The sequence below is a fragment of the Bradyrhizobium sp. genome (assembly GCF_030654605.1).
In the GTDB taxonomy this organism is placed as follows: Bacteria; Pseudomonadota; Alphaproteobacteria; order Rhizobiales; family Xanthobacteraceae; genus Bradyrhizobium.
In genome coordinates, this window is the sequence record NZ_JAURXB010000246.1 from 23,152 (window position 1) to 45,400 (window position 22,249).

The window sequence follows — 22,249 nt, forward strand, 5'->3', positions numbered from 1 at the left end:
TCTCCCACAGGGGGAGAGGGAAGAAAGAGGTGCGTTTGGCACCTCTCGTTTTTTCCTACACCATCATCATCACGGGGTTCTCGATCAGCATCTTGAAGGCACCGATCAGCTCGGCGCCCAGCGCCCCGTCGACGGCGCGGTGATCGCAGGACAATGTCACGCTCATGATGTGGGCGGCCTCGATCTTGCCCGCCCGCACCACTGCGCGCTCCTCGCTGGTGCCGACCGCCAGGATGGTGGCGTGCGGCGGATTGATCACGGCGGTGAAATCCTTGATGCCGTACATGCCGAGGTTGGACACCGCGGTGGTGCCGCCCTGATATTCTTCGGGCTTGAGCTTGCGCGCCCGCGCGCGGGCGGCGAAATCCTTCATTTCGGCCGAGATGGTCGACAGCGATTTGGTCTCGGCCTTGCGGATGATCGGCGTGATCAGGCCGCCCGGCATCGCGACGGCGACGCCGATGTCGGAATGCTTGTGCTTCAGCATGCCGCCTTCGGTCCAGCTGACATTGGCGTTCGGAATCCGCTGCAGCGCGATCGCCATCGCCTTGATGACGAAGTCGTTGACCGAGAGCTTGTAGAGCGGCTTCTTTTCCTTGTCCTTGGGCGCTGCCGCGTTGATCTCCTCGCGGGCGGCGAGCAGTTTTCCGATGTCGCAGTCCATCGTCAGATAAAAATGCGGAACCGTCTGCACCGACGCGGTGAGGCGCTGCGCGATGGTGCGGCGCATGCCGTCATGCGGGATCACCTCGTAGCTGCCGGGCTCATACAGCGCGAGGACCTGCTTGTCGGACATTGACGGCGCGATCGACGGCGCGGCACCGGGAGCAGCAGCCGGCGCCTTCAGCCCCTTGCCGGATTTTGCTTGTTCGACGTCGCGCGCGATGACGCGGCCATGCGGGCCTGAACCGTTGACACGGGCGAGTTCGATGCCGGCCTCTTTTGCAAGCCGACGGGCCAGCGGCGACGAAAACGTCCGGGCATGGCCGTTGGTTGGTTGCGCGGGCGCTGCCTGCGGCGCAGCGGCAGCCGGTGCCGCGGCCTTCGCCGCCGGAGCCGCAGCGGGTGCAGCCGTCGGGGCGGATTTCGCAGCGGCAGGCACTTCAGCCGCCGGAGCGGCCTTGGGCGCATTGGCCGCCCCTGCCCCCGCCGCCTTCACGTCCTCTCCGTCGCCGGCCAACACGGCGATCACGTCATTGACGGCGACATCCTGGGTACCCTCGGGCACCAGGATCTTCGCGATGGTGCCCTCGTCGACCGCCTCGACTTCCATGGTCGCCTTGTCGGTCTCGATCTCGGCGATGACGTCGCCGGACTTGACCTTGTCGCCCTCCTTCTTGAGCCACTTGGCCAAGTTGCCCTTTTCCATCGTCGGCGAGAGCGCGGGCATCAGAATGTTGATTGGCATTGTCAGTGACCCTGTTGCGACCGTGGCGTGGTGTTGCCGAGGTCGGTCGGCCGCGCGATTTCGGCTTCGAACATGTCGACGATGCGCCTCAGCGCATCCTCCTCGGTGTAGTCGCCCTCGCGGGCATAGACACGGGCGGCATGGCGGGCGATATCGACCAGCAGCATGCCCCACATATCCGGCTCCTCGAACGCGCGCTGGAACGCGATCGACAATCCGCCGTCGACGACGAACGCGCGCAACACCTCCGTGGCGTCATCGCGGCCGATGACGTCAGGCGGCAATGGCTGCTCCTTGGGACGGGCCATGGCTCACCGATAACAAACGGCTTTGGCGGCGGCGACCACTTCGGCCACCGAAGGCAACGCCAGCTTTTCAAGATTAGCCGCATACGGCATCGGCACGTCCTTGCCCGACACCCTTCCCACCGGCGCATCGAGATAATCGAAGGCGTGCTCCATGATCCGCGTCGCGATTTCGGCGCCGACGCCGTTCTGCTGCCAGCCTTCCTCCACCGTCACGGCACGGCCGGTCTTCTTCACGGAGGCGACGATGGTATCGGTGTCCATCGGGCGCAGCGTGCGCAGGTCGATCACCTCGGCCTCGATGCCTTCCTTCGCCAGTTCGTCGGCGGCTTTCAGCGCGTAGGTCATGCCGTTCGACCACGACACGATGGTGACGTGAGCGCCTGACCGCACAATCCGCGCCTTGCCGATCGGGATCACGTAATCATCGAGCTTCGGCACCTCGCCGGAATGGCCGTACAGCATTTCGTTTTCGAGGAAGATCACCGGATTGGGATCGCGGATCGCTGCCTTCAGCAGGCCCTTGTAGTCGGCCGCCGAATATGGCGCGATCACCTTGAGGCCCGGGACCTGCGAGTACCAGGCCGAGTAATCCTGGCTGTGCTGGGCGCCGACCCTCGCTGCGGCGCCGTTCGGTCCGCGGAACACGATCGAAGCGCCCATCTGTCCGCCCGACATGTACAACGTCTTGGCCGCGGAATTGATGATCTGGTCCATCGCCTGCATGGCGAAGTTGAAGGTCATGAATTCGACGATCGGCTTCAGCCCCGCCATCGCCGCACCAACGCCGATGCCGGCAAAGCCGTGCTCGGTGATCGGCGTATCGATCACGCGCTTGGCGCCGAATTCCTGCAGCAGGCCCTGCGTGACCTTGTAGGCGCCCTGATATTCGGCGACCTCCTCGCCCATCACGAACACATCAGGGTCCCGACGCATTTCCTCGGCCATGGCGTCGCGCAGCGCCTCGCGGATGGTCATGGTGACCATCTCGGTGCCTTCGGGCACCTCGGGATCGGGTTCGGCGGCGGCTTTCGGAGCGCCAGGTGCTGCCGGCGCCGAGATCATCGGCTTGCCTTCGCCCACCGGTGAGCGTGATTCCGCGACTTCCTGCGCGACGTCAGGCGCGACGGCAGCCGCCTTCGGAGCGGCCGGAGCCTTGCCCAAATCATCGGCACTTTCGCCGTCCGACAGGATGGTGGCGATCGGGGTGTTGACCGCGACGTCGGCGGTGCCCTCTGGAATCAGGATCTTGCCGAGGGTGCCCTCATCGGTGGCCTCGACTTCCATCGTCGCCTTGTCGGTTTCGATCTCGGCGATGACATCGCCCGACTTGATCGCTTCGCCCTCCTTCTTCAGCCATTTCGAAAGGTTGCCCTTCTCCATGGTCGGCGACAGCGCGGGCATCAGCACTTGAATTGGCATGGTAGCTCCGAAAAATTCACTCGTCAGGCTGGAAGGCGCGCGGCTCAGGCTCAGCGGTAGATATCGGTATAAAGTTCGGACGCATCAGGCTCGGGATCGCGTTGCGCGAAGTCGGCCGATGCGTTGACGATCTCGCGCACCTCGGCGTCGATCGCCTTCAGTTCCTGTTCGCTGACCTTGGCCGCCAGCAGGCGGTTGCGCACCTGCTCGATCGGATCCTGGTCGTGGCGGACCTTGTCGACTTCCTCGCGGGTGCGATACTTCGCCGGATCCGACATCGAATGGCCGCGGTAGCGGTAGGTCTGCATTTCCAGGATGAACGGCCCCTTGCCGGCGCGGCACCAGGCCACCGCGCGGTCGCCGGCGGCCTTCACCGCGCGGACATCCATGCCGTCGATCTGTTCGCCGGGAATGTTGAAGGAGATGCCGCGCTTGGAAAAATCGGTTTGCGCCGAGGCGCGCGTCACCGAGGTGCCCATGGCGTAGCGGTTGTTCTCGATGATGTAGATGACGGGCAGCTTCCACAGCTCCGCCATGTTGAAGCTCTCGTAGACCTGGCCCTGGTTGGAGGCGCCGTCGCCGAAATAGGCCAGGCTGACAAAATCATTGCCGCGGTAGCGGTTGGCGAAGGCCAGCCCGGTGCCCAGCGACACCTGGGCGCCGACGATGCCGTGTCCGCCGAAGAAATTCTTCTCCTTGCTGAACATGTGCATGGAGCCGCCCTTGCCCTTGGAATAGCCGCCCTGGCGCCCGGTCAGTTCGGCCATCACGCCGTTGGCTTCCATGCCGCAGGCCAGCATGTGGCCGTGGTCGCGGTACCCGGTTATGACCTGGTCGCCCTGCTTCAGGGCCATCTGCATCCCGACCACGATGGCTTCCTGGCCGATATAGAGATGGCAGAAACCGCCGATCGCACCCATGCCGTAGAGCTGGCCGGCCTTTTCCTCGAAGCGGCGGATCAGCAGCATGTCGCGCAATGCGCGCAGTTCCTGTTCCCTGGTGAAATCAGGAGGACTGCCGGCGCCGCTCGCTTTGTCCTGCCCTTTTTCCTGTCCCGTTTCCTTCGTGACGCTTTTTTTCGCTGCGGCCATGGCACTTCCGGATGAGAGAACGAATAGCCCTCTCTATCCCAACTCAAACCGCCATGAAAGGATTGCGTGGTCGCAGCAAAATTTGGCTATGCCGCACTGCAACCAACGACATTTTCGAAATCGATTTTGTGGTTTTTTGAAATTTGCGGTTGTTATCATCAAGCTCGTCATGCCCGGGCACGTTTTGACCGAAACCGACACTTGTTGACCGTGGAGATTTAGAGGCTGTCGCCGCAACCACTTGGTTATAGCTCGTTCGCCGTCCCCGGTCTAACCGCCGGGCGAATCTTGGGGAATAAGGACGATGGAGCTGGTCCAGCCGCATGCAGCCCTCCTCATGCATTCAGAGTGAAGTGCGGAGGCCTGCTCCTCACGGCGAATGCCCAGAGAAGCCACTTCGTCGCGTTCTCGCCGAAAGGAGCGGGCCGTCGATTCATAACAAAGGAGTTCGAATCTCTTCGGGCGCGCCGCTCTACGAGGGCGTTTGTCCGTGCTGTGGCACTGGCGCGATAGCCCGATAGGGCGCTAAAATCACCCCGGCTGCTATTCTTCCGGGGCGTCACATGAAAATCGACCAACCGACCCTTGAGCGGTTCGCGGCGCCTCGTCGCAGAGCCCAAAAATGCTTTCGTCAGGGTGCATCCCCGGTACTCGCTCTGCTGATTATGGGCGGTTGCGCCATTAACTCTGGTGTCGTTCAAACCGGACAAAATACGTTCACGGTTTCCCGGCAAGCGGCGAGCGGGTTTAGCAACTACAGTGAGCTTCGGCCCGAGGCGATCAACGAAGCAAATCAGTATTGCGCAAATCAGCGCCAATCCGCGGTAATGATCAACATCAAGGACGCGAGGCAATCCTCTGGGCCCGGGGATTTTCCGAGGGCTGAGGTTCAATTCACATGCGTTGACCCAACGAAAATCGATTCAATAATGGCGGAGTGCAACGAGAAGCGGTTAAAAAAGGAAATCCGCGGCTATAAGGCATCTGTTGAGTGCTCGACCCAAAGGGTCGTGGCAGCTCGCAGAGAGCGCAACTATCCGTACATGGATCTGGTAGATTTGTACGAAGCGGCACGCCTTGTCGGCGCGGAAAAAGTCGACAAGGGCCAGATAACCGTCGCCGAGTACAATTTTCAGCTGGCCGAGCTTCAGACGCGAATAGCTGCCGAGGAGCAGCGACGCGGGCTTGCAGTTGCCAATACGCAGATAGCGCAAACACAGGCTCAAGCAGCAGCCGCCCAGGGCAATGGCGCAATGTTACAGGGCTTAGCGGCGTTCCAAGCAGCCAATCGGCCGCCGCACCCCGTCAATTGCACAACGACCGGCCCCTACAATTCGCGGGTGACAAATTGCTATTGAGCGCACGCGTTCAGGTTGGCGGAGGGAAGAAGCGAGGCGCACGCTTGAGATTACTGGCCATCTATCGTGACAGGCGCGACGGGAAATTGCAGGCCGCTTACATGGCCATGCGACTCGCCGTAATTCTTGACGAATTCGTCGTTAAACGTGTTTACAGGGCATTACACGATCATGCCGATCTCACCGAAGGCACAGTCGAACTCAACTATAGCCTGCCAATGCTTGCTTCTTATCCGCAAGATTCGGACTGGAAGTCTCTCGATCCCAAGCTTGCCGGACAAGTTCTGTCGTTCCCAAACGAGATCACATCGGCCGGAATGTCGTGCCAATTTCAGGGCATGCGTGAGGGCAATAAAGTCGCTTCCGCTGCTGAGACCATTTTCGCTGGCGTAAAAGCTTGGGGGCTCGCTCAGGCCCTTCGGAAGAAGTACCATTTGGATGCAGTGACTATTGAGCATGTTGATTTGCTGGAAAAAGAACAGAAGAAACTTCTACAACAGCACAAAGAGTATGCATGAGCAGGCGACAACCCCGATGTCGACCAAGCCTCGAAGGGGGCGGGACCATGCTTCGAAATCGGGAAGATTTTCGCCAACAGGGCATAGCGTGAAATCGCAGGCCATCGCAGATTCACCGGTTGGATCGCAACCAAGGCTTCTGCATCATAGCGCCACGGCGAACGAGTATTGCCCATCCGATACGAGTTGAAAGAGTTTCTGCAGCTCTTTCGCATCAATCTTGACCCGAGCTTTCCTGACTGCCGGAAGCTCGCCCTTGCGGTGATGAGGGCCGAGGTTCGAGCATTGGAGGATCTCTCTGGTCTTGACAAGCCCAAATCATCCGTAGAGATGAGTTAGGACTTGGAGGACAAGTCCTATGCAAATCCCTGAAGCCAATTGTCGGAAGATTGCCCGGTGCACCGTCGCCGATGAATTGGGGCGCGCGGATTCACGCCTCGCGATGAATGAGGCTCCATCGAAATCGGAGGCAAGATCATGCCGTTAACCGGGCTTTCGAAAGAAGAAATTGCGAAGTACGAAACGATACTGATGCAGCTTGTCCCGTCCGAGGCAACAATCGGAAACACTGCATTGCTCCGCCAACTCAGTATAAACGACCAATCGTGGGCCAAGGACCGTTACTTCGCGATACGCAATCGGCTGATAGAACAAGGGCAACTCGACCTTGGAAAGGGGAAGGGAGGAAGTGTGCGGCGCGTGCGATCTGCGCCAATCGTGCCGCTTCAGTCTCGTCCGGTAGCATTAGAAAATGGTACGCCGCAATCGGAGCGCGATTTGTATGAACCAATGTTCAACGTCATCAAAGCTGATTGGTCATTGGACAACGGACTTGATCCAGTGCTGGTTGAAATAACGGCGCAGGGAGGGAGGCGGCCGGATGGTAAATGGACCCGTCCTGACATCACTGTCGCTAGCTACAAGACGTATCCGTACGTTCCCGGAAGGCATTTTGACATAATTACATTTGAGATAAAGCCGTATGATAGTCTTGATGTAACCGTCGTCTATGAGGCTCTGGCCCACCGCCGCGCGGCAACCCGCGCTTATGCACTTCTCCACGTACCGGCTGCTCACCAAACCTCTCTTCAAGAAATAGTGGACGAAATCTGCTTGGAAGCGAAGCGCGTTGGGGTTGGTGTAATCGCTGCGGAAAATCCGAGTGACTACCAGACATGGCAGGAGCTCGTTGATGCGACGCGGCACGAACCTGATCCCCAACGGCTGAATGATTTTCTTTCGAAGCAAGTCTCTCAAGGTTTTCGCGAAAGAATTATCACTTGGTTCAGGTAAAGTGGTGACCGGCTCCGTAACTGTGGTGCAGGCAAGCGATGCAGTGCGTGGCCGAAGGAGTTCTCAGACCGCTACGCGGAGGAGCATGGCGGGGTTCGTCCCACTCAGGTCTGCACGGCCACGAGCATTGTTGACAGAGCCCTTGAGGCTTATCCGATACTGGGCCGTTTGGGTTACTGGGGATTGGAATGGTTCAACCTCATGTCCGTCGAGAGCGGTGTCATCATGATGGCTATAGCGCGCAGACCAAACACCGCTCATCGGGGCTTGTCATGCGAGGAGCATCCGTATTGGATGCAACGAAGAAAGGCTTGCCATGAATTCAAGTGCCAATCCGCCTGAAATAATTATTTGTGCTGCTGTTCGTGCCTCCAACGGAAAGGTCGTTAAGGGCCACCGGCACAATGATGCTATCCGTGCACTTCAAGCGATGGACGGGTACCAGGGTGAGCAGCCGAATGGCGAAGACCAGGGATTCGTCACATCAACCAACAGGTTTGTGAATCGACGGGAGGCCTATCGGCTACGTTTCCCGGACAGGACAGAACCAGATGAGCTTAGCAGCGACGACCTGTACTAAGAAATTGCAGCTCGCTCAGACGATATAGTCCGACGGGCAATGGGGGAGCGTAATGGCCCTGATTTCGACGGATCAGAACTTGGACGAGTGCGTTTCCAAGGTCCGCTTTGTCCCGAATGGCAAAGGACTCGTGGCGCGTTTTGAGGCCGCCGGCCATGAAACGAGTTCGAGGACCGTGAGCCCGGCTCCGCTTGGACCACTCTGGCCTCGGCATCCAACGCCAGAGTCGTCCGAAGAGGATTTGTCGAAGTTCTTTGAAGATACCGTGCGCGAAACCATGCGCCCGGCTCCGCTTGGAGCCGGTGAGCACCGCCGGGAACTGAGCCTGGGCGTCGACGCGTCTCAGGACCACGGCATTATCACTATACCCGTGCGATTGCCTCGCTATCTCATGCCAGACTGGTCTCAAGAGGATTGGTCGAAGTTCATCGATGGCGAGATTGGCTTCTTTCATAATTTTGTGGATGAGACCGTGGTGCAATGTCTGTCGCTGGCGCTCGCTGCAAATGACGAGAGACGAGCAGAGATTTTAAGGACAGCGGATGAGGTCGTCGTCGATTTCCGCGGAGACTTGCCGAACAAATATCTGCCGATGATATTGGGCGGGTACAAAGTGGGAGTACACCGTAGTGGCAACAGCTGGCCCATTTGGCTGAGTATTCAGCCAACGTATGATCTCGCTTCGAAGAAAGCTGAGAGCATCCGAGCAGAGGCGAATCTGCCGAAAAACAAGTCGGTAACTGCTGCAGGAGCGCTCGCAAATTATCTCACGTCTGGCCTCACCTCACCCATTCTAAGCAATTCTTCCTCCGACATTGGGATTCGAGGATGGATAACTGCCGGAGCTCTGATCGTGATCGGCCTTGTGGCTTGGCTGATGAAGCAATGAGCGGCGAGATTGCCAGTATGTCCAAATGCCTTAAGTGAGGAAGGCGCCCCATCCTTTTTTCTGCCGCGTTCTGAGAATAATTTCGGGGAGTCAGCGCATTTTCTGACGGAATAGCCGTTTTCAACAAAAGGGATATTTTATGATCAAAGTGCATGTTTATCGCCAAAACCTAGCGTTTGGTTACACCATCGATCCAGACGCATTTCCCCCGCCAGAAGGATGGCCTCACTTCAGAACGATCGAATGCTTCGCATCTGCCCCGTTTCTGGGTAGCGAGACAGTAAAATTGTTGGCCGGTCTTTCAAGGGACGGCTTCCACATGCCGTCCAATCCAGCCACGCAAGAGAGCAGACCGTAGAGAAGCTTTTCCAGGCAGATCCTGTTACGCCGCAACTTTTCCCGAACACTGCGTGTAGCTTGGATTCGAATCACCACGAAGTTTTTGAGGTGATTTCTGCATTGTAATAAAAAACCTTAGGATCGAAAAAGCATGTTGAACGCTAAGAATATGGTTGTCGTCGCCGCTTGCAAAAGACGGAATTCGGAAAATGGAGAAATGTTCGTATTTCCACACAAGCGCCGCATACACGGCGTCGGAAGCTGCACCGTCGAGTTTATAGAGGACACTTACGAGCTCGTCGATGCATCGATGCTTGACGAGCAGGGGCGATTGCCCAGGACGCGCTGATCCCTGGCGTTTCCTTCCACTATCCCAAAAACGAAAGCCACGCCGATCCAACCGCCTCAAGGCCAAGCCCTATAGGCGCTGGCGCGGCCCGACCAAGGGCGTCTGCGTGAATACCCCTGCCGGCTTCTCGTGCGCTTGAGAACCACAATCTGTGAGGCGTAGCACAAGATCGCAAGTGGTCGCGTGTTCTTGCGCTTCAGCTTGCGTCTGGGCTCCATATCATAGCGCCACGGCGAACACGTAGTGCCCATCTTCGTCGACCGTGGCGCACTATTTTCCATGAATCACTTCTTGGCGTCGTTGGCAGCCCGAACGTTAGGGCGTTCTCGCAAGCTCCTTCAACCAGCCCTGAAGCTCTCCGCCGTTCAGGAGTTGAAGCCTGTACGGAATTGCCTTCGCGAGTCCTGGGTCAGTGAGAAGCTGTGGCGCGAAGTCTGATGTCGTCGCAATGATGCCTTTGGTTGCGCCCAGATCGGCGCTGACTACGCCGAACATCTCATGGACATGCGCCCGCGTCACGAGATTGTCGGGAGCATATCGTTTCATAGAGCTTAGAATGCGCATGCTGCCGACACCATCCCTCACAGCAATGACATCGCGCCCCCGGTCACCGGATGATGGCGTCAGAGTAACTTGGTAGCCTTCTTTTGCGAACGCGCCCGCCAGCATCTCTTCCCATTGGCGAGGGGAGAGCTGAAATGCTTTTGACCAATCCGTTCCGAGCTGCTGTGCGATTTCGAGCCACAACGCTCCGTACGATTTCACAAGGATGCCTTCTGAACCCTGCTTCTCTGGAACAATCAGGCCGGAAACCGTCAACGTGGCGACGTTGCTGCCGTTGCGGATTTGCTCAACCAATCTGTCTGGTAGTGCCCCGAGCGGAGCTTCGCCGATCGCGCCAAATCCCAGCATGGGATAGCCTTTCAATATTGGTGCATTGTCACCGTAATCAGAACTACTCCCAGCCGGTCCACGAAAACATCTGACGGAGCGCCTCCATCAGATGTTTCAGTTAGCCTGTCGTCGCAGGAGTTGGCGCAGTTGCCGCAGGCGCAGTTTCGGCGGCAGCGGGAGCCGCCGGCGCGGCTGGCGGAGGTGTCAGGCTCTCGTCGCCGACCTCCGACATCCGCTCGATCAGAGCGTTCCACTTGTCCTCGCGCAGACCATCGCTCTTTGATTGGTGGTGATATTCGATGATCTTGTACGGGTTCAGGATCAGCGCATAGCTTGTCGGTCCCGACGAGCCGCCCTTCAGCAGAATGAAGCGCAGCTCTTCGAGCAACTTTAGTCGCGTACGCCATGTGCGTTCCGCGCGCTGCCCGGAAAATCCGGCGTTGAACGCGGTCGCCTGCGGTTTGGACAGCACGACGAACGTCTCGTCGAACGATCGGCACCACAGCTCTAGATACGTCATGGAAACGGGCTGGCCCTTTGCCAAGTCGTCCATAATGCTCAGGATGATCGGCATGCACCTTGGCAGGGTGGTGAAGCCATCATTGACGTGCCGGTCCCAAAGCCATTCCGGCCCTACGTCGGGCCATAGCTTCGTTCGCAGTTCGAGTTGCCGCTGCGCGATCTTCTTGCGCGGTTTTTTCACAATAAAGCCTGGAAATATGGTCATATCTCTCTCCGATACGGTGCGGACCGGGTCGCGCTGGGTTTTGGAGACCCAGCCGATTCCCGGCCCTTTGTCGCTGACACCCCCGCCAGGGTAGGTTTCCGTCCCTCCGGGTTTGGACGCCGGGAGGGCGGAAACCAGCAACAGTTCTTAATCTAGGTGGAAACAACAGCGATTTCAATGCGTTAGATATTTCTGGTCGCCCCCCAAGCGACCGGGGAGCTTGCTCTGTAAGGTTCCCAGTTGCTGCCTACTCAGTCAACCGTTATTTCGAGTAGACGCAGGGTCATTTTTAAAATGGCGAGGTTCCAATGGCTTAACCCGCGATTGCGGTGCTCGCGGGTGCTGTCGGTGCTGGGTGGTGCTGGTCTGGTGCTCCCTGATACTCAGCACTTAAGTCCGGCACCGGGAGGGGTCAGTGATACGTCGCAAAACGGTTTGACGTGCCGCTAAATGCTTTCCGGTCTATCGAGCGACGTGAAATCGCCTTTAGCGATCTTCTCCTGCATCCGTTCGCGCCCCATGACACCGAACCCCAACATGAACAGCAGCGTTGCTGCTCCGTTGTGTGGGGCGACATCCGCAAAGCTACAACCGCCCTTGAAATAAAACCGCTCCATTAGGTTCAGCAGATCGGACACGGCTTGCATGGCTTCAAAGAACTTTTCTTTCGTCGCCGCCGGCAGGGGCTTCGCTCCTCCGTCTTGCATCGCTAGCATCAAGTCGCGGTGCGCAAAGCGTCTGTTCCGCCAATCTCTGCAAAACTCAGTCTTCTGTCTAACGTCCTCTACAAGAGCAGACAGTTGCTTCTTCAGATATTCATCAGCGACCAAGTTGGGCAGGTTGCAAACTGTAAGATTCAGTTTTTTGCCCGTCTCGGGCGAGTCTGTCAGCCGAGCCAGGTGAAGTACGTTCGTCTCGAATTGCTGCTCTTGCAGCATCTGGAAAAAGCCGGGTGCAGCTTTGTTCAAGCGGTCGATACGCTTGTCATTGGTCCCGAAGAGTTCGAGGAATTCCTTCCAGTACAAATACAGCGCGGTGAATTCCTGAAATAACGCAGTATATTGCTTTCCGAGGTCATCACCCATCACAGCAATATTCCGCTGTTTAAGCTCGTCTCCGGTCATATCCCATGTCCTGATCGATATCGCTACTTGTCGCGCATGACGAAGCCTTGGGAGAATATACGCACCCACTTCGGATGCATACCGCCCCATTCGTCGGGCACCTTGTAATCCTTGAACAGTGTCCAGCTCTTTGACATGTCAAATCGGTGTTTGAGGTTCGGATATTCCTCAAAGCGGTGACGCATCAGAATCATCGTGTTTTCGGCTACCGCCATCATGTGCGTCGCATAGACGACGACTGAGACAATACGCTCGGTGTTGTGGAGAAAACTCTTGACCACATCGCGTATGCCGAGACGAACTTCCTGTTGCTCCAGCCACGCCTGCGGCACTTTCACGAACACGATTCCGGGCGCGTCTGACGGCAGGTTGTTGGTACGCGCTTTGTTTAGCGAATTGCGGACGGTTTCTGCACGCATTTCGGTTTCTTCGAGCCGGCACTTGGCGTCGGCACAGGCTTCACGGCCATCGGCGTACTTAATGGCGCAATCATAATCCTTGCCCCTGACGCCCGTCGCTTCGACGAACCGGAACGCAATATCGTGCAGATACAAAAACCGCCCGAAGTCGAATTCTGCAAACGTCGCCTCGATCTGCCCGGCACGCATCTGGTCAATGCGGTCGTCGAAGCCTTCGATATGCTGGAGGTTGAACAGCATCTCGGCGAAATCGAGGAAGCGGGCTGTTTTGCGTTCGCGCTCAAAGTCGGAGCTGAAGTCGAGCCGTAGGAACCCTGGCGGATATGAATTCTCAGCATCTTGGACGATATGATCCTGGTACCAGGGCTGGCCGAGGAAGTGCCGAATAATACTCGCAGCCAGCGTGAAGGTCTGCCGGTTCGCGTCTGCCCGAATTTCATCGGGGAATGTCCGCGCAGTCTCCATCAGGTCGGGAAACGAAATCCGAGACGGTCTCTCGACACCCATCTTTTCGGCCGAGCCTTTCTGCTGGGGCGCGATTGTCATATACTGCCCCAACTTGGAGCGAATCCGGTGAATAGTTTCGCAGAGCGAGAACAAGAGCGGGCAGCCGAGCAGCATTGGCAATTGGTCCAGAATGCCGAGATTGAGAACGCATGCGTCGATCATGCCTGTGAGCTAGCAGGCGAATTGCAGGACTACGTTGGCCAAAAGGCGCTTCAGGTCAACATTTGCCGGAGCGAAAATGTGCTCACCCTCACTCGGCAGGATGGCCGTACGCTTCGCGTTTCAACCCACGACCACATGACGTACGAGGTCATGGGAGCGAACCCTATTACCGATCAGCACAGGCGAACTTATCTCAGCCGCATCGTGAAGCGTCAGATGATGAATGAAGTGCTCACTTGGCTCAATGCTCCATGAAGCCTCCCATATTTTCCATCAGGCCAACCGGAAATGACGTCCAGCAGTACTTGCATCGCGCGCGCATGTTCAGACGCGCTGCGGGTGAACTTGTCGATTACGTCAATGGTGAACAGTACTGGCCGAAATACGCCTTGCTGATGCATGCGATAGAGCTGGCGTTGAAGGCTTTCGCCATGCACTCAGAGAGCGCCGGTAAGCCGCGCGGCCGACAGCCAGCCAACCATGATTTGCGAGGATGGTACGACCTTGCGCTGCAATACGGACTTCAAGACGAACCGAGCGTCGCAGCCGATATCCACGTGCTCAACGAGCTACATCGAAACCACTACACGCGATACCCGCAGGAGCGGGCAACGCCGGTTCCCGACGCGTCGGTCATTGCCGATTCGACGGTAGACCACCTGATTGATACGTTCACGCAGACGATCAATCCCCGATAGGAGGAGTGCGGGCCGGTTGCCAGTTGGCTCTCCATACTGCGTCCTGGCTACACCAATTTTCTGAGGGTATTCGTGCGGATATCCGGAAGCTGACACCGGGAAAAAGTCAGTGAAATCAACATGGAGCGTCCGTGTCGTCGGTCGTTGGCACGCAGTCGCTCGGCTGACATGCCATTGTCGTGTCTTAAGGACGAACTGCTGGAACAGTTCGATCTGTCCCCTTGTGTGTTGCCGGGTCCGCCTCGAACGCTTGCTTCCCCTTTTCGGCCCATAGCTCGCGCGCCTGTTCGCTCTGATCGCTTTGCAGCTTGTCGGCCATCCAGAGCAGCGCGCCGAGGATAATGGCGCGATCATCGCCGGTCAGGTCCACGACACGAGCCTTGACGACGAGGCCGCCGAGTTCAATGAGATGCCGCGTGCGCTTGCGGCGCTCGACTTGCCATGCGCGCATATCATGCCGCGCCCTTGCTGCCTGTTGACGGTTGCGCGCCGCCCGGTTGCGCCCGAGCGCCGCCAGTGTGGCGCTCAGCTGCCGGTGCAGTTCGCCGCGCCCGGCTCTGAAAGAACGCGGCTCCGCGCCTGGCCCAGGTCTCCCTCTTTCCGCTGTCCTTCGTCTCGGCCAGCATGATCAGCGCGCCGGCCAGTTCATCGACGCTGAGGCTATCTGCCCCGGTTGCGATGACCAGTTCGCCGAGCCCAAGCACCTTGCGGCTCTTGAGGTCGCGCGCCTTGTCCTGAAGCGCTTTCAGTTCCCCGTCGAAATCGCGCGGCTTGCGCATCACGTTCTCCAGCCATGTTGATGAGGGGATGATAGTTGAGCCCTTAGCATAATGCTGTAAGGTCGCCGGGACGGTTTGAGACGGTGTAATCCCGCCCGAGAATTTTTCGAGGGAGGGCGCGCTTATACGTCGTTCCGACGTGCGCTTCGCCGTGTAGATGATCTGATCGCGATGGCGATCTATCATCTTCACGTCAAGGTCATTGGCCGCAAGTCTGGCTCCAGCGCGGTGGCTTCCGCCGCCTACCGCTCGGGGTCGAGGTTGCATGACGAGCGGCAGAGCCGCGTCCAGGACTTTACCGCCAAGCGCGGCGTCGTCCATTCCGAGGTGCTGCCGCCGGAAAATGCGCCGGAGGCATGGAGTGACCGCGAACGGCTCTGGAACGATGTCGAGGCGTTCGAGGTTCGCAAGGATGCGCAACTGGCCCGCGAGGTGGAGTTCGCCATCCCGCGCGAACTAACGCAGGCACAGGGCATCGAGCTCGCCCGCGATTTCGCGCAGTCGGAGTTCGTGGACCGCGGCATGATCGCTGATCTCAATGTGCATTGGGATGTCGGCGAAGACGGAATGCCCAAACCCCACGCCCATGTCATGCTGACGATGCGTTCGGTGGGCGAGAACGGCTTCGGTCCGAAGGTCCGAGACTGGAACCGCACCGAGATGGTCGAGCGTTGGCGCGAACGCTGGGCCGAAATTGCAAACGAGCGGCTGGCCGAACTCGACATCGACGCCCGGATCGACCATCGCAGCCTTCAAGCGCAGGGGATCGTACTGGAGCCGCAAAGCCGGATCGGTGCGCCCGCACAGCGGATCGAGGGCGAAGGGATCGAAGCCGCCGATCGCGCCGAACTCCACCGCGAGATCGCGCGTAACAACGGCGAGCGCATCATCGCCGATCCTTCGGTCGCACTGGATGCGATCACGCATCAGCAATCGACCTTCACGCGCCGCGACATGGCTGTCTTCGCGCACCGGCACAGCGACGGCATCGATCAGTTCAATGAGGTCATGGGTACGATGCAGAACGCGCCCGATCTGGTCGAACTCGGCAATGACGGGCGTGGTGAAGATCGCTTCACGACGCGCAGCATGATCGAGGCCGAGCAGCGCCTGCACCGCGCGGCTGAACTCATGGCCGAGCGGGAACGCCATGAGGTGAACGACAGGGATCGTGATACCGCCTTGGCCCAAGCGGAACAGCGCGGTCTTGTCCTGTCCAGCGAGCAGGCCTATGCGCTGGCGCATGTTACGGACAGGCGCGATCTTGGCATCGTGGTCGGCTATGCCGGGACGGGAAAGAGCGCGATGCTGGGCGTGGCACGCGAGGCTTGGGAGGCCGCGGGTTACGAGGTCCGGGGCGTCGCGCTGTCGGGCATCGCCGCTGAAAATCTGGAAGGCGGATCGGGCATCGCGTCACGCACCATCGCCAGCATGGAACATGCCTGGCAGCAGGGCCGCGACCTGCTCACGGCGCAAGATGTTCTGGTGATCGATGAGGCCGGCATGGTCGGCACACGCCAGTTGGAGCGCGTGCTGTCCCATGTCGCAGAAGCCGGCGCAAAGGTGGTGCTGGTCGGCGATCCGCAACAGTTGCAATCCATTGAAGCCGGCGCGGCCTTCCGTTCGATCCACGAGCGTCATGGCGGCGTCGAAATCGGCGAAGTGCGCCGGCAACGGGAGCACTGGCAGCGCGACGCCACGCGCGATCTCGCCAATCGCAGAACTGGCCATGCGCTTGAAGCCTACCGCTCCCATGACATGGTACATGAGGCGGCGTCACGCGAGCAGGCGCGCGACGATCTGATCGACCGTTGGGACCGCGATCGGCAGGTGGCACCCGACCAGAGTCGGATCATCCTCACCCACACCAATGCCGAGGTGCGCGCCTTGAACGAAGGTGCGCGGGAACGGATGCGGGAAGCTGGCGATTTGGGCGCTGACGTGCGTGTGACGGTCGAACGCGGCGTGCGCGGTTTCGCCAGCGGGGATCGCGTCATGTTCCTGCAAAACGAACGTAGTCTCAGCGTGAAAAATGGCACACTCGGCACCATCGAACGAGTCAGCGCACAGAGCATGACCGTGCGCGTCGATGACGGACGCAGCGTCGGCTTCGATCTGAAGGACTATAACCGTATCGACCATGGCTATGCGGCGACGATCCACAAGGCACAGGGCATGACGGTAGACCGCACCCATGTGCTGGCGACGCCGGGGATGGACGCCCATGGCAGCTATGTCGCGCTGTCGCGGCACCGCGACGGCATGGACCTGCATTATGGGCGCGACGACTTCGCCAGTCAGGACCGGCTCGTCCGCACCCTGTCGCGCGACCGGGCCAAGGACATGGCCTCGGACCACGAACAGCTTGACCCTGCGCGGGACTATGCCAAACGGCGCGGCATCGATTTCCGCGAGCGCATCGCGGAAATTGTCAGGAAAGTCGTACCGGAAAAACTGCGCGGCATGTTCGATGGTCTGCGGCCGCCCGCAGACGGTGTGCCTGGTTCAGATGGCGTGCCGCAGCCGGAAAGGGGAAGCGCCGGGATAGAGGCGCGGCGCGAAACCGCCGCGCCCGCGAGGGAGGTTGCCGAAGCCCCGGAGGATGCGCTGCGCAAGGTCCGCACACGGGCGCTCATCCGTCATGCCCGCGCCGTGGATACGATCTTCGAAGCGCAGGAGCTGGGCGGTAAGGCCGGCCCGGAGCAGGTGAAGGAATTGCAGGAGGCCCGCAAAGCCTTCGAAGACGTGCGACCCTATGGTTCCCACGATGCCGAGGCCGCTTACAAGAAGAACCCGGACCTTGCTTCGGAAGCCGCCACGGGCCGCACCGCCCGTGCGATCCGCGCCCTGCAACTGGAAACCGAGCTGCGGACCAATCCGAGCCGCCGCGCCGACCGTTTCGTGGAGCGCTGGCAGAAGCTCGACCACACCAGCCAGCGTCAATATCAGGCTGGCGATATGTCCGACTACAAGGCCACGCGCTCGGCGATGGGCGACATGGCCAAAAGCCTCGAACGCGATCCGCAACTGGAATCGATCCTCGCCAACCGCAAGCAGGAACTCGGCATCGCGTTCGAATCAGGCGGCCGGCTCGGCCTCGAGCTCGCCTTCAGCCACGGCATCGACCTTGGCAGGGGCCGGGGCCTCGGACTTTAACTCCGCCTATTTTCCGCCGCCTGCACGCCACGGTACGACGACGCGAAAAACGCTCTTGCGCGCCCTTCGCTCCTTGTTCTGTCTGGATCAGCAGCAGTCAGAAAGAGCCAGCAGGAGCCGGCGCAACCATGCGTGAGCCAGACCGTATCATCCGCCTCAAAACCGTCCTTGCCCGCACCGGCCTGTCCCGGTCCACCATCTACCGCAAGATCACTGAGGGGACATTCCCCGCCCAGATCAGGATCAGCACCAACGGCGCTGGCTGGCGCGAATCCGACATCAACCGCTGGGTCGCCGATCCGGTATCCTGGCGTCCGAAAAGCGAGGTCGATGAGTTCTGTTGAGGCCGATACGTACTTCCTGGAAGGCCGGCACTCATGCCGATGACGACGAGGATGGCAATGTGCCCCATCTCCCGCGCGTTCGGTCCCTTACAGCATCGGAGCCGCTTGAAGCGCTATTGCTATTCCATGCCTATCCGGTTTTCAACCAAACGGAGACTGACACGATGGGCCAGCAGCTCGTAGCGCGCATCAAGCGACGTAGCAAATACTGGGGCCAGACCGCACCCAATCAATGGTTCGACGTACGTGTCGTAGAGGACACAAGCTACCGCCTCAGAGGCAACAACAATAACTACCGATTGGACGACGTGAGTATCGGCGTGCGTCTCGCCAATGGCTTCATCGTCGATCTCGTCAACGGCAAGGTTAGCCGTGGGTGAAAATCGGATAGGGACTTCCTTCTTGCCGGCGGCAGCGGCGGCACGGCCTCGTCTGCTTGCGGATATGAAACCGGAGCGCCGCCATCCCGTCAATGCCGAGCCGCTTCGCGGTGGCGCTCCGCGCCAGCATTGACCGGATGCCGCCGCCCCGGTGATGGCTTGTCAAGCAGACCAGGGCGGATTGTGAGCACGGTCGCGCTCCCATTCCGAAAGGGAGAGAGGCGGCGGCGCTGTCGAAGGGCGGAAATCATCCTTGAAAAATGAGTTATAGGGTGGTACAAATACTCTTAGCTGGAGTGACGGAATGATCGTCGGCTTTCGGGATGGCTGGTTGCGGGCTTTCTTCGTGGACGATGCCCATTCCCGCAACATCCCGCCCGATCTTGAAGCCCGGTTGTTCAGAAAACTCCAGATGATCGACGACGCCGTGACAGACCAGGACTTGCGCGTGCCGCCCAGCAACCACTTCGAGAAGCTGCGCGGCAATCTGGCGGGGTTTCATTCGATCCGTGTCAATCAGCAATGGCGGCTGATTTTCCGCTGGGATGGTGAGCGCGGCGAGGCGGACGGGATTTATCTGGACGATCACAGCTACCGATAAGAGCGAGGCAACCATGCTGACCACCAAACGCAAGCCGGCGACGGTCGGAGAGATCTTGACTGAAGAGTTCATGGAGCCGATGGGCCTGACGCAGGGCGCGCTCGCCGAGGCGATGGGCGTTCAGCGCAAGCACGTCAACGAGTTGTGCGGCAACCGCAGGAACGTGACCGCCGCGACGGCCTTGATCCTGGCCCGCGTCTTCGGCAATAGTGCCGACTTCTGGCTCAACGTGCAGCGGCGCAGCGATCTTTGGGAGGTGATGAACACGCCGAAGGAACGCAAGCGAATCGAGCGCGCACGTCCGTTGAAGCGCGCGGCGTGAGTGAGGTGATGCGTATGGAGCGACCTACGCAAATGCCGCCGTTCGCAAGTATTTGCCGCCGATCGTGCGACGAGGGGAAATCAGGTCTTTTCATTCCGGTTTCGCCGCCGCTTCATGCCTGTTTGTCTCGAAAAACAGTGCGGGCAACGGCATGGAAGACGACACCGAGCCAGAACGATTCAAACCGGCAAATGACAACAACGGCCCGCACGGCGAGCCGGACGCTGAGACGCCGAGCGCGGAGACTTGGGGTAAGATCGACCGGGTGGCGCTGACGCTGGCCCGCATCATCGGCCGCCGCATGGCGCGTGAGGACTATGCGGCGCGTGTCGCCGCCAACGACAACCGGCCTGTTGCTTCCGAAGGAATGGAGGACGGGGCCGACACCGAGTGAAAGGATCGTCCCCGATGACTGCCGCCCATCCGACGCCCCGCGTTGCCCTTTACGCCCGCTATTCTTCCGACAATCAGCGTGACGCTTCCATTGAGGACCAGTTGCGCCAGTGTCGCGAGCGTGCCGCCCGCGAGGGCTGGACCGTCGTGGAGAGCTATTCCGATCGCGCCATCTCAGGCGCATCGCTCATCCGTTCGGGCATTCAGTCGTTGCTTGCCGACGCACAGGCCGGCCACTTCGACATTGTGCTGTCCGAGGCGCTGGACCGCATCAGCCGCGATCAGGAGGACGTGGCGGGTGTGTTCAAGCGGCTCCGCTTCGCAGGCGTGACGATCTTCACCCTGTCGGAAGGCGAGATCAACGAGCTTCATGTTGGCCTCAAGGGTACGATGAACGCGCTGTTCCTCAAAGACCTCGCCATCAAGACCCATCGCGGCATCCGGGGCCGCGTGGAGGCTGGCAAGATCGGCGGCGGCAACGCCTACGGCTATCGCGTCGTCAAGACGCTGGACGCACGCGGCGAGCCGATCCGAGGCGAGCGCGCGATCATCGAGGAACAGGCCGAGATCGTGCGGCGCATCTTCCGCGAATATGTCGCCGGCAAGGGGCCACAGCGCATCGCCGCTGACCTCAACCGCGACGGCATCCCGAGTCCAACCGGCAAGCGCTGGAACGATACCACGATCAGGGGCAACAGGATCATCAGTTCCGGCATCCTGAATTGCGAACTCTATGTCGGCGTCATCCGCTGGAACAGACAGCGAAAGCTCAAGAACCCCGACACGGGCCATTTTGCGTATAGGCTCAATCCTGAAAGCGAATGGATTCGCTCCGAGGCTCCCGAGCTTCGCATCGTACCGCAGGAACTATGGGATGCCGCCAAGGCACAGCAGGACGAATTGACGGCGCGCTACAAGAACCGGGTCGAGGCATCGCGCGAGGGCACGAAGCGCAGTCTTGCCCGAAACGGCGCAATGAACGCCACCCACCGTCCGCGCACGCTGCTGTCCGGTTTGTTGTTCTGCGGCTGCTGCGGAGGCTCCTATGCCCGACGCGGGCAGGACCGTTACGCCTGCACCAACCATGTATTGGGCAACGGCTGCGACAATGCCCGAACCATCGCCCGTGAGGCGCTGGAAGCCCGGGTGCTGACTGGCCTGCGCGAGCGCATGATGACGCCGGAAATGGCGGCGGAAGCCATGCGCGCCTATACGCAAGAAACCAATCGGCTCAATCGTGAGCGCCGCAATACAGCCGACGCCACGCGCCGCGAGCTTGCCGAGACTGCCAAGGCCATTGCTGAGATCGTGCGCGTCATCGAGCAAGGCGGCTGGCACCGCGCCCTGTCCGAGCGGCTCACCGAGCTTGAGGCCAGGCAGGACAGCCTTACCGCCCGCACGTCGGACGCCTCGCAGGACGCTCCTGACATGCACCCCGGCATTGCCGAGGCCTACCGCCGCAGGATGGAGCGCCTGACCGCCGCGCTCCACCATCCCGACGACGCGGCGGAGGCGGCCGAGGCCATCCGCGAGATCATCGACCGGATCGTCATCACGTCCGGCCCGACACGCCGCGACCTCTCCGTCACCCTGCAAGGCGAACTTGGCGCCATGCTAGACTGGATCGACCGCACCGGAAAACCAGGCTACAAACCCGCTCCTGACACCGCTTCAACCCGATTGTCGGCGTCGGTCAAAGCCGGGGCTTGTCCCGGCCATCCACGACTTGGCTTCTCTACAACAAAGAACGACGTGGATGGCCGGGACAAGCCCGGCCATGACGAAAAAACCAGAGCGTCACTTCGGCTTGATGATTTTGACCAGATCGCGCGGGTTGACGTAATCGAGCTGATAGCGCGCGCGCTCGTCCAGCATGTCGGGGTCGACCCGGTCGGAGCGGAGCAGCGACACCCGCTGCTCGCCTTCGAGGCGCTCGCGTTTCAGCCGCGCCAGTTCGGAGGTCAGCGCGATGATCTCCTGGTCGAGTTCCTGCCGCGCGTTCAGCCCGTATTTGCCGGTATAGGCGTTGACGCCGAAATAGCCGACCATCGCCGCCGCCATCGTATAGAGGGCAAGCCCGGTGAGCAGGGATTTGAGTCGGGAGCGCGAGACCATGCCCCGACGATGCGACGGCCCGGTTAACAGCATCCTAAGACCCGGGCCGTCCAGCGCGTCGCCGGCCTATTTGTTC

23 protein-coding genes and 1 pseudogene are annotated in these 22,249 nt (G+C 59.9%); 13 read left to right on the forward strand and 11 right to left on the reverse strand.

Annotated features, from left to right (window positions below; translation table 11 throughout):
* Window positions 1-55: 55 nt before the first annotated feature.
* The 4 genes from Q7U29_RS22215 to pdhA are packed head-to-tail and all read right to left on the reverse strand — an operon-like array spanning window position 56 to window position 4,226.
* A complete protein-coding gene (locus Q7U29_RS22215) occupies window positions 56-1,408 on the reverse strand; it encodes a pyruvate dehydrogenase complex dihydrolipoamide acetyltransferase (RefSeq protein ID WP_304744845.1) in 1,353 nt (450 codons plus the stop codon).
* Window positions 1,409-1,410: 2 nt separating this feature from the next.
* Window positions 1,411-1,716: a DUF5076 domain-containing protein gene (locus tag Q7U29_RS22220; protein WP_304744847.1), complete on the reverse strand. Its 306-nt coding sequence runs from the start codon at window positions 1,714-1,716 to the stop codon at window positions 1,411-1,413.
* Between the two features lie 3 nt (window positions 1,717-1,719).
* Window positions 1,720-3,135 (reverse strand): pyruvate dehydrogenase complex E1 component subunit beta, encoded by a 1,416-nt coding sequence (locus Q7U29_RS22225; RefSeq protein ID WP_304744849.1) that lies wholly within the window; start codon window positions 3,133-3,135, stop codon window positions 1,720-1,722.
* A 50-nt stretch (window positions 3,136-3,185) separates the two neighbouring features.
* Window positions 3,186-4,226: a pyruvate dehydrogenase (acetyl-transferring) E1 component subunit alpha gene (gene pdhA, locus Q7U29_RS22230; RefSeq protein ID WP_304744851.1), complete on the reverse strand. Its 1,041-nt coding sequence runs from the start codon at window positions 4,224-4,226 to the stop codon at window positions 3,186-3,188.
* Window positions 4,227-4,789: 563 nt separating this feature from the next.
* Between pdhA and Q7U29_RS22235 the strand changes: the two genes are divergently transcribed.
* The 4 genes from Q7U29_RS22235 to Q7U29_RS22250 all read left to right on the forward strand — a co-directional run bounded on the left by Q7U29_RS22235 (window position 4,790) and on the right by Q7U29_RS22250 (window position 8,864).
* The gene (locus Q7U29_RS22235) at window positions 4,790-5,584 is read left to right on the forward strand and encodes a hypothetical protein (protein WP_304744853.1); all 795 of its coding nucleotides are present in this window, start codon (window positions 4,790-4,792) and stop codon (window positions 5,582-5,584) included.
* Window positions 5,585-5,628: 44 nt separating this feature from the next.
* Window positions 5,629-6,102, forward strand: a complete 474-nt coding sequence (locus Q7U29_RS22240; protein WP_304744855.1) for a hypothetical protein — start codon at window positions 5,629-5,631, stop codon at window positions 6,100-6,102.
* 477 nt (window positions 6,103-6,579) lie between these two features.
* Window positions 6,580-7,395 (forward strand): hypothetical protein, encoded by an 816-nt coding sequence (locus Q7U29_RS22245; RefSeq protein WP_304744857.1) that lies wholly within the window; start codon window positions 6,580-6,582, stop codon window positions 7,393-7,395.
* Window positions 7,396-8,027: 632 nt separating this feature from the next.
* The gene (locus tag Q7U29_RS22250; RefSeq protein ID WP_304744859.1) at window positions 8,028-8,864 is read left to right on the forward strand and encodes a hypothetical protein; all 837 of its coding nucleotides are present in this window, start codon (window positions 8,028-8,030) and stop codon (window positions 8,862-8,864) included.
* Window positions 8,865-9,867: 1,003 nt separating this feature from the next.
* Here Q7U29_RS22250 and Q7U29_RS22255 read toward each other — a convergent pair.
* From Q7U29_RS22255 to Q7U29_RS22270, 4 genes are all read right to left on the reverse strand, one after another.
* Entirely contained in the window at window positions 9,868-10,464 is a 597-nt protein-coding gene (locus Q7U29_RS22255; RefSeq protein WP_304744861.1) for a restriction endonuclease, read from the reverse strand.
* Window positions 10,465-10,564: 100 nt separating this feature from the next.
* Window positions 10,565-11,173, reverse strand: a complete 609-nt coding sequence (locus Q7U29_RS22260; RefSeq protein ID WP_304744863.1) for a hypothetical protein — start codon at window positions 11,171-11,173, stop codon at window positions 10,565-10,567.
* Window positions 11,174-11,619: 446 nt separating this feature from the next.
* Complete coding sequence (locus Q7U29_RS22265) at window positions 11,620-12,297, reverse strand: hypothetical protein (protein WP_304744864.1); 678 nt, start codon at window positions 12,295-12,297, stop codon at window positions 11,620-11,622.
* 23 nt (window positions 12,298-12,320) lie between these two features.
* Window positions 12,321-13,262 (reverse strand): hypothetical protein, encoded by a 942-nt coding sequence (locus Q7U29_RS22270; protein WP_304744866.1) that lies wholly within the window; start codon window positions 13,260-13,262, stop codon window positions 12,321-12,323.
* A 27-nt stretch (window positions 13,263-13,289) separates the two neighbouring features.
* On the opposite strand from Q7U29_RS22270, the gene Q7U29_RS22275 reads away from it, so the two are divergent.
* Window positions 13,290-13,640, forward strand: a complete 351-nt coding sequence (locus Q7U29_RS22275; RefSeq protein WP_304744868.1) for a hypothetical protein — start codon at window positions 13,290-13,292, stop codon at window positions 13,638-13,640.
* Window positions 13,637-14,083, forward strand: coding sequence for a hypothetical protein (locus Q7U29_RS22280; RefSeq protein WP_304744869.1), 447 nt, complete (start codon window positions 13,637-13,639; stop codon window positions 14,081-14,083). Before Q7U29_RS22275 ends, Q7U29_RS22280 begins: the two co-directional genes overlap by 4 nt.
* 184 nt (window positions 14,084-14,267) lie before the next feature.
* On the opposite strand, the gene Q7U29_RS22285 is transcribed toward Q7U29_RS22280, so the two are convergent.
* Both Q7U29_RS22285 and Q7U29_RS22290 read right to left on the reverse strand, forming a co-directional pair.
* A complete protein-coding gene (locus tag Q7U29_RS22285) occupies window positions 14,268-14,534 on the reverse strand; it encodes a conjugal transfer protein TraD (RefSeq protein ID WP_304744871.1) in 267 nt (88 codons plus the stop codon).
* Window position 14,535: 1 nt separating this feature from the next.
* Window positions 14,536-14,862, reverse strand: a complete 327-nt coding sequence (locus tag Q7U29_RS22290; RefSeq protein ID WP_304744884.1) for a conjugal transfer protein TraD — start codon at window positions 14,860-14,862, stop codon at window positions 14,536-14,538.
* A gap of 171 nt (window positions 14,863-15,033) precedes the next feature.
* On the opposite strand from Q7U29_RS22290, the gene traA reads away from it, so the two are divergent.
* The 7 genes and pseudogenes from traA to Q7U29_RS22325 all read left to right on the forward strand — a co-directional run.
* A complete protein-coding gene (gene traA, locus Q7U29_RS22295; protein WP_304744873.1) occupies window positions 15,034-18,018 on the forward strand; it encodes a Ti-type conjugative transfer relaxase TraA in 2,985 nt (994 codons plus the stop codon).
* Window positions 18,019-18,146: 128 nt separating this feature from the next.
* Window positions 18,147-18,362 (forward strand): AlpA family transcriptional regulator, encoded by a 216-nt coding sequence (locus Q7U29_RS22300; RefSeq protein WP_304744874.1) that lies wholly within the window; start codon window positions 18,147-18,149, stop codon window positions 18,360-18,362.
* A 164-nt stretch (window positions 18,363-18,526) separates the two neighbouring features.
* A complete protein-coding gene (locus Q7U29_RS22305) occupies window positions 18,527-18,742 on the forward strand; it encodes a hypothetical protein (protein WP_304744876.1) in 216 nt (71 codons plus the stop codon).
* A 304-nt stretch (window positions 18,743-19,046) separates the two neighbouring features.
* On the forward strand, window positions 19,047-19,343 hold the full coding sequence (locus tag Q7U29_RS22310) for a type II toxin-antitoxin system RelE/ParE family toxin (protein ID WP_304744878.1): 297 nt from the start codon (window positions 19,047-19,049) through the stop codon (window positions 19,341-19,343).
* Between the two features lie 13 nt (window positions 19,344-19,356).
* On the forward strand, window positions 19,357-19,665 hold the full coding sequence (locus tag Q7U29_RS22315) for a HigA family addiction module antitoxin (protein ID WP_304744880.1): 309 nt from the start codon (window positions 19,357-19,359) through the stop codon (window positions 19,663-19,665).
* Window positions 19,666-19,717: 52 nt separating this feature from the next.
* Complete coding sequence (locus Q7U29_RS22320) at window positions 19,718-20,059, forward strand: hypothetical protein (protein ID WP_304744882.1); 342 nt, start codon at window positions 19,718-19,720, stop codon at window positions 20,057-20,059.
* Window positions 20,060-20,073: 14 nt separating this feature from the next.
* Window positions 20,074-21,207: pseudogene (locus Q7U29_RS22325) on the forward strand (recombinase family protein); the annotation flags it as partial.
* 648 nt (window positions 21,208-21,855) lie between these two features.
* Here Q7U29_RS22325 and Q7U29_RS22330 read toward each other — a convergent pair.
* Window positions 21,856-22,173, reverse strand: a complete 318-nt coding sequence (locus Q7U29_RS22330; RefSeq protein WP_304744886.1) for a septum formation initiator family protein — start codon at window positions 22,171-22,173, stop codon at window positions 21,856-21,858.
* Window positions 22,174-22,249 lie beyond the last annotated feature (76 nt).

Bases quoted from the DNA above. Each gene is read 5' to 3' on its own strand.
- Q7U29_RS22215 (WP_304744845.1), bottom strand. From the start codon at position 1,408: ATGCCAATCAACATTCTGATGCCCGCGCTCTCGCCGACGATGGAAAAG.
- Q7U29_RS22220 (WP_304744847.1), bottom strand. From the start codon at position 1,716: ATGGCCCGTCCCAAGGAGCAGCCATTGCCGCCTGACGTCATCGGCCGC.
- Q7U29_RS22225 (WP_304744849.1), bottom strand. From the start codon at position 3,135: ATGCCAATTCAAGTGCTGATGCCCGCGCTGTCGCCGACCATGGAGAAG.
- pdhA (WP_304744851.1), bottom strand. From the start codon at position 4,226: ATGGCCGCAGCGAAAAAAAGCGTCACGAAGGAAACGGGACAGGAAAAA.
- Q7U29_RS22235 (WP_304744853.1), top strand. From the start codon at position 4,790: ATGAAAATCGACCAACCGACCCTTGAGCGGTTCGCGGCGCCTCGTCGC.
- Q7U29_RS22245 (WP_304744857.1), top strand. From the start codon at position 6,580: ATGCCGTTAACCGGGCTTTCGAAAGAAGAAATTGCGAAGTACGAAACG.
- Q7U29_RS22250 (WP_304744859.1), top strand. From the start codon at position 8,028: ATGGCCCTGATTTCGACGGATCAGAACTTGGACGAGTGCGTTTCCAAG.
- Q7U29_RS22255 (WP_304744861.1), bottom strand. From the start codon at position 10,464: ATGCTGGGATTTGGCGCGATCGGCGAAGCTCCGCTCGGGGCACTACCA.
- Q7U29_RS22260 (WP_304744863.1), bottom strand. From the start codon at position 11,173: ATGACCATATTTCCAGGCTTTATTGTGAAAAAACCGCGCAAGAAGATC.
- Q7U29_RS22265 (WP_304744864.1), bottom strand. From the start codon at position 12,297: ATGACCGGAGACGAGCTTAAACAGCGGAATATTGCTGTGATGGGTGAT.
- Q7U29_RS22270 (WP_304744866.1), bottom strand. From the start codon at position 13,262: ATGACAATCGCGCCCCAGCAGAAAGGCTCGGCCGAAAAGATGGGTGTC.
- Q7U29_RS22280 (WP_304744869.1), top strand. From the start codon at position 13,637: ATGAAGCCTCCCATATTTTCCATCAGGCCAACCGGAAATGACGTCCAG.
- Q7U29_RS22285 (WP_304744871.1), bottom strand. From the start codon at position 14,534: ATGCGCGCATGGCAAGTCGAGCGCCGCAAGCGCACGCGGCATCTCATT.
- Q7U29_RS22290 (WP_304744884.1), bottom strand. From the start codon at position 14,862: ATGCGCAAGCCGCGCGATTTCGACGGGGAACTGAAAGCGCTTCAGGAC.
- traA (WP_304744873.1), top strand. From the start codon at position 15,034: ATGGCGATCTATCATCTTCACGTCAAGGTCATTGGCCGCAAGTCTGGC.
- Q7U29_RS22300 (WP_304744874.1), top strand. From the start codon at position 18,147: ATGCGTGAGCCAGACCGTATCATCCGCCTCAAAACCGTCCTTGCCCGC.
- Q7U29_RS22305 (WP_304744876.1), top strand. From the start codon at position 18,527: ATGGGCCAGCAGCTCGTAGCGCGCATCAAGCGACGTAGCAAATACTGG.
- Q7U29_RS22310 (WP_304744878.1), top strand. From the start codon at position 19,047: ATGATCGTCGGCTTTCGGGATGGCTGGTTGCGGGCTTTCTTCGTGGAC.
- Q7U29_RS22315 (WP_304744880.1), top strand. From the start codon at position 19,357: ATGCTGACCACCAAACGCAAGCCGGCGACGGTCGGAGAGATCTTGACT.
- Q7U29_RS22330 (WP_304744886.1), bottom strand. From the start codon at position 22,173: ATGGTCTCGCGCTCCCGACTCAAATCCCTGCTCACCGGGCTTGCCCTC.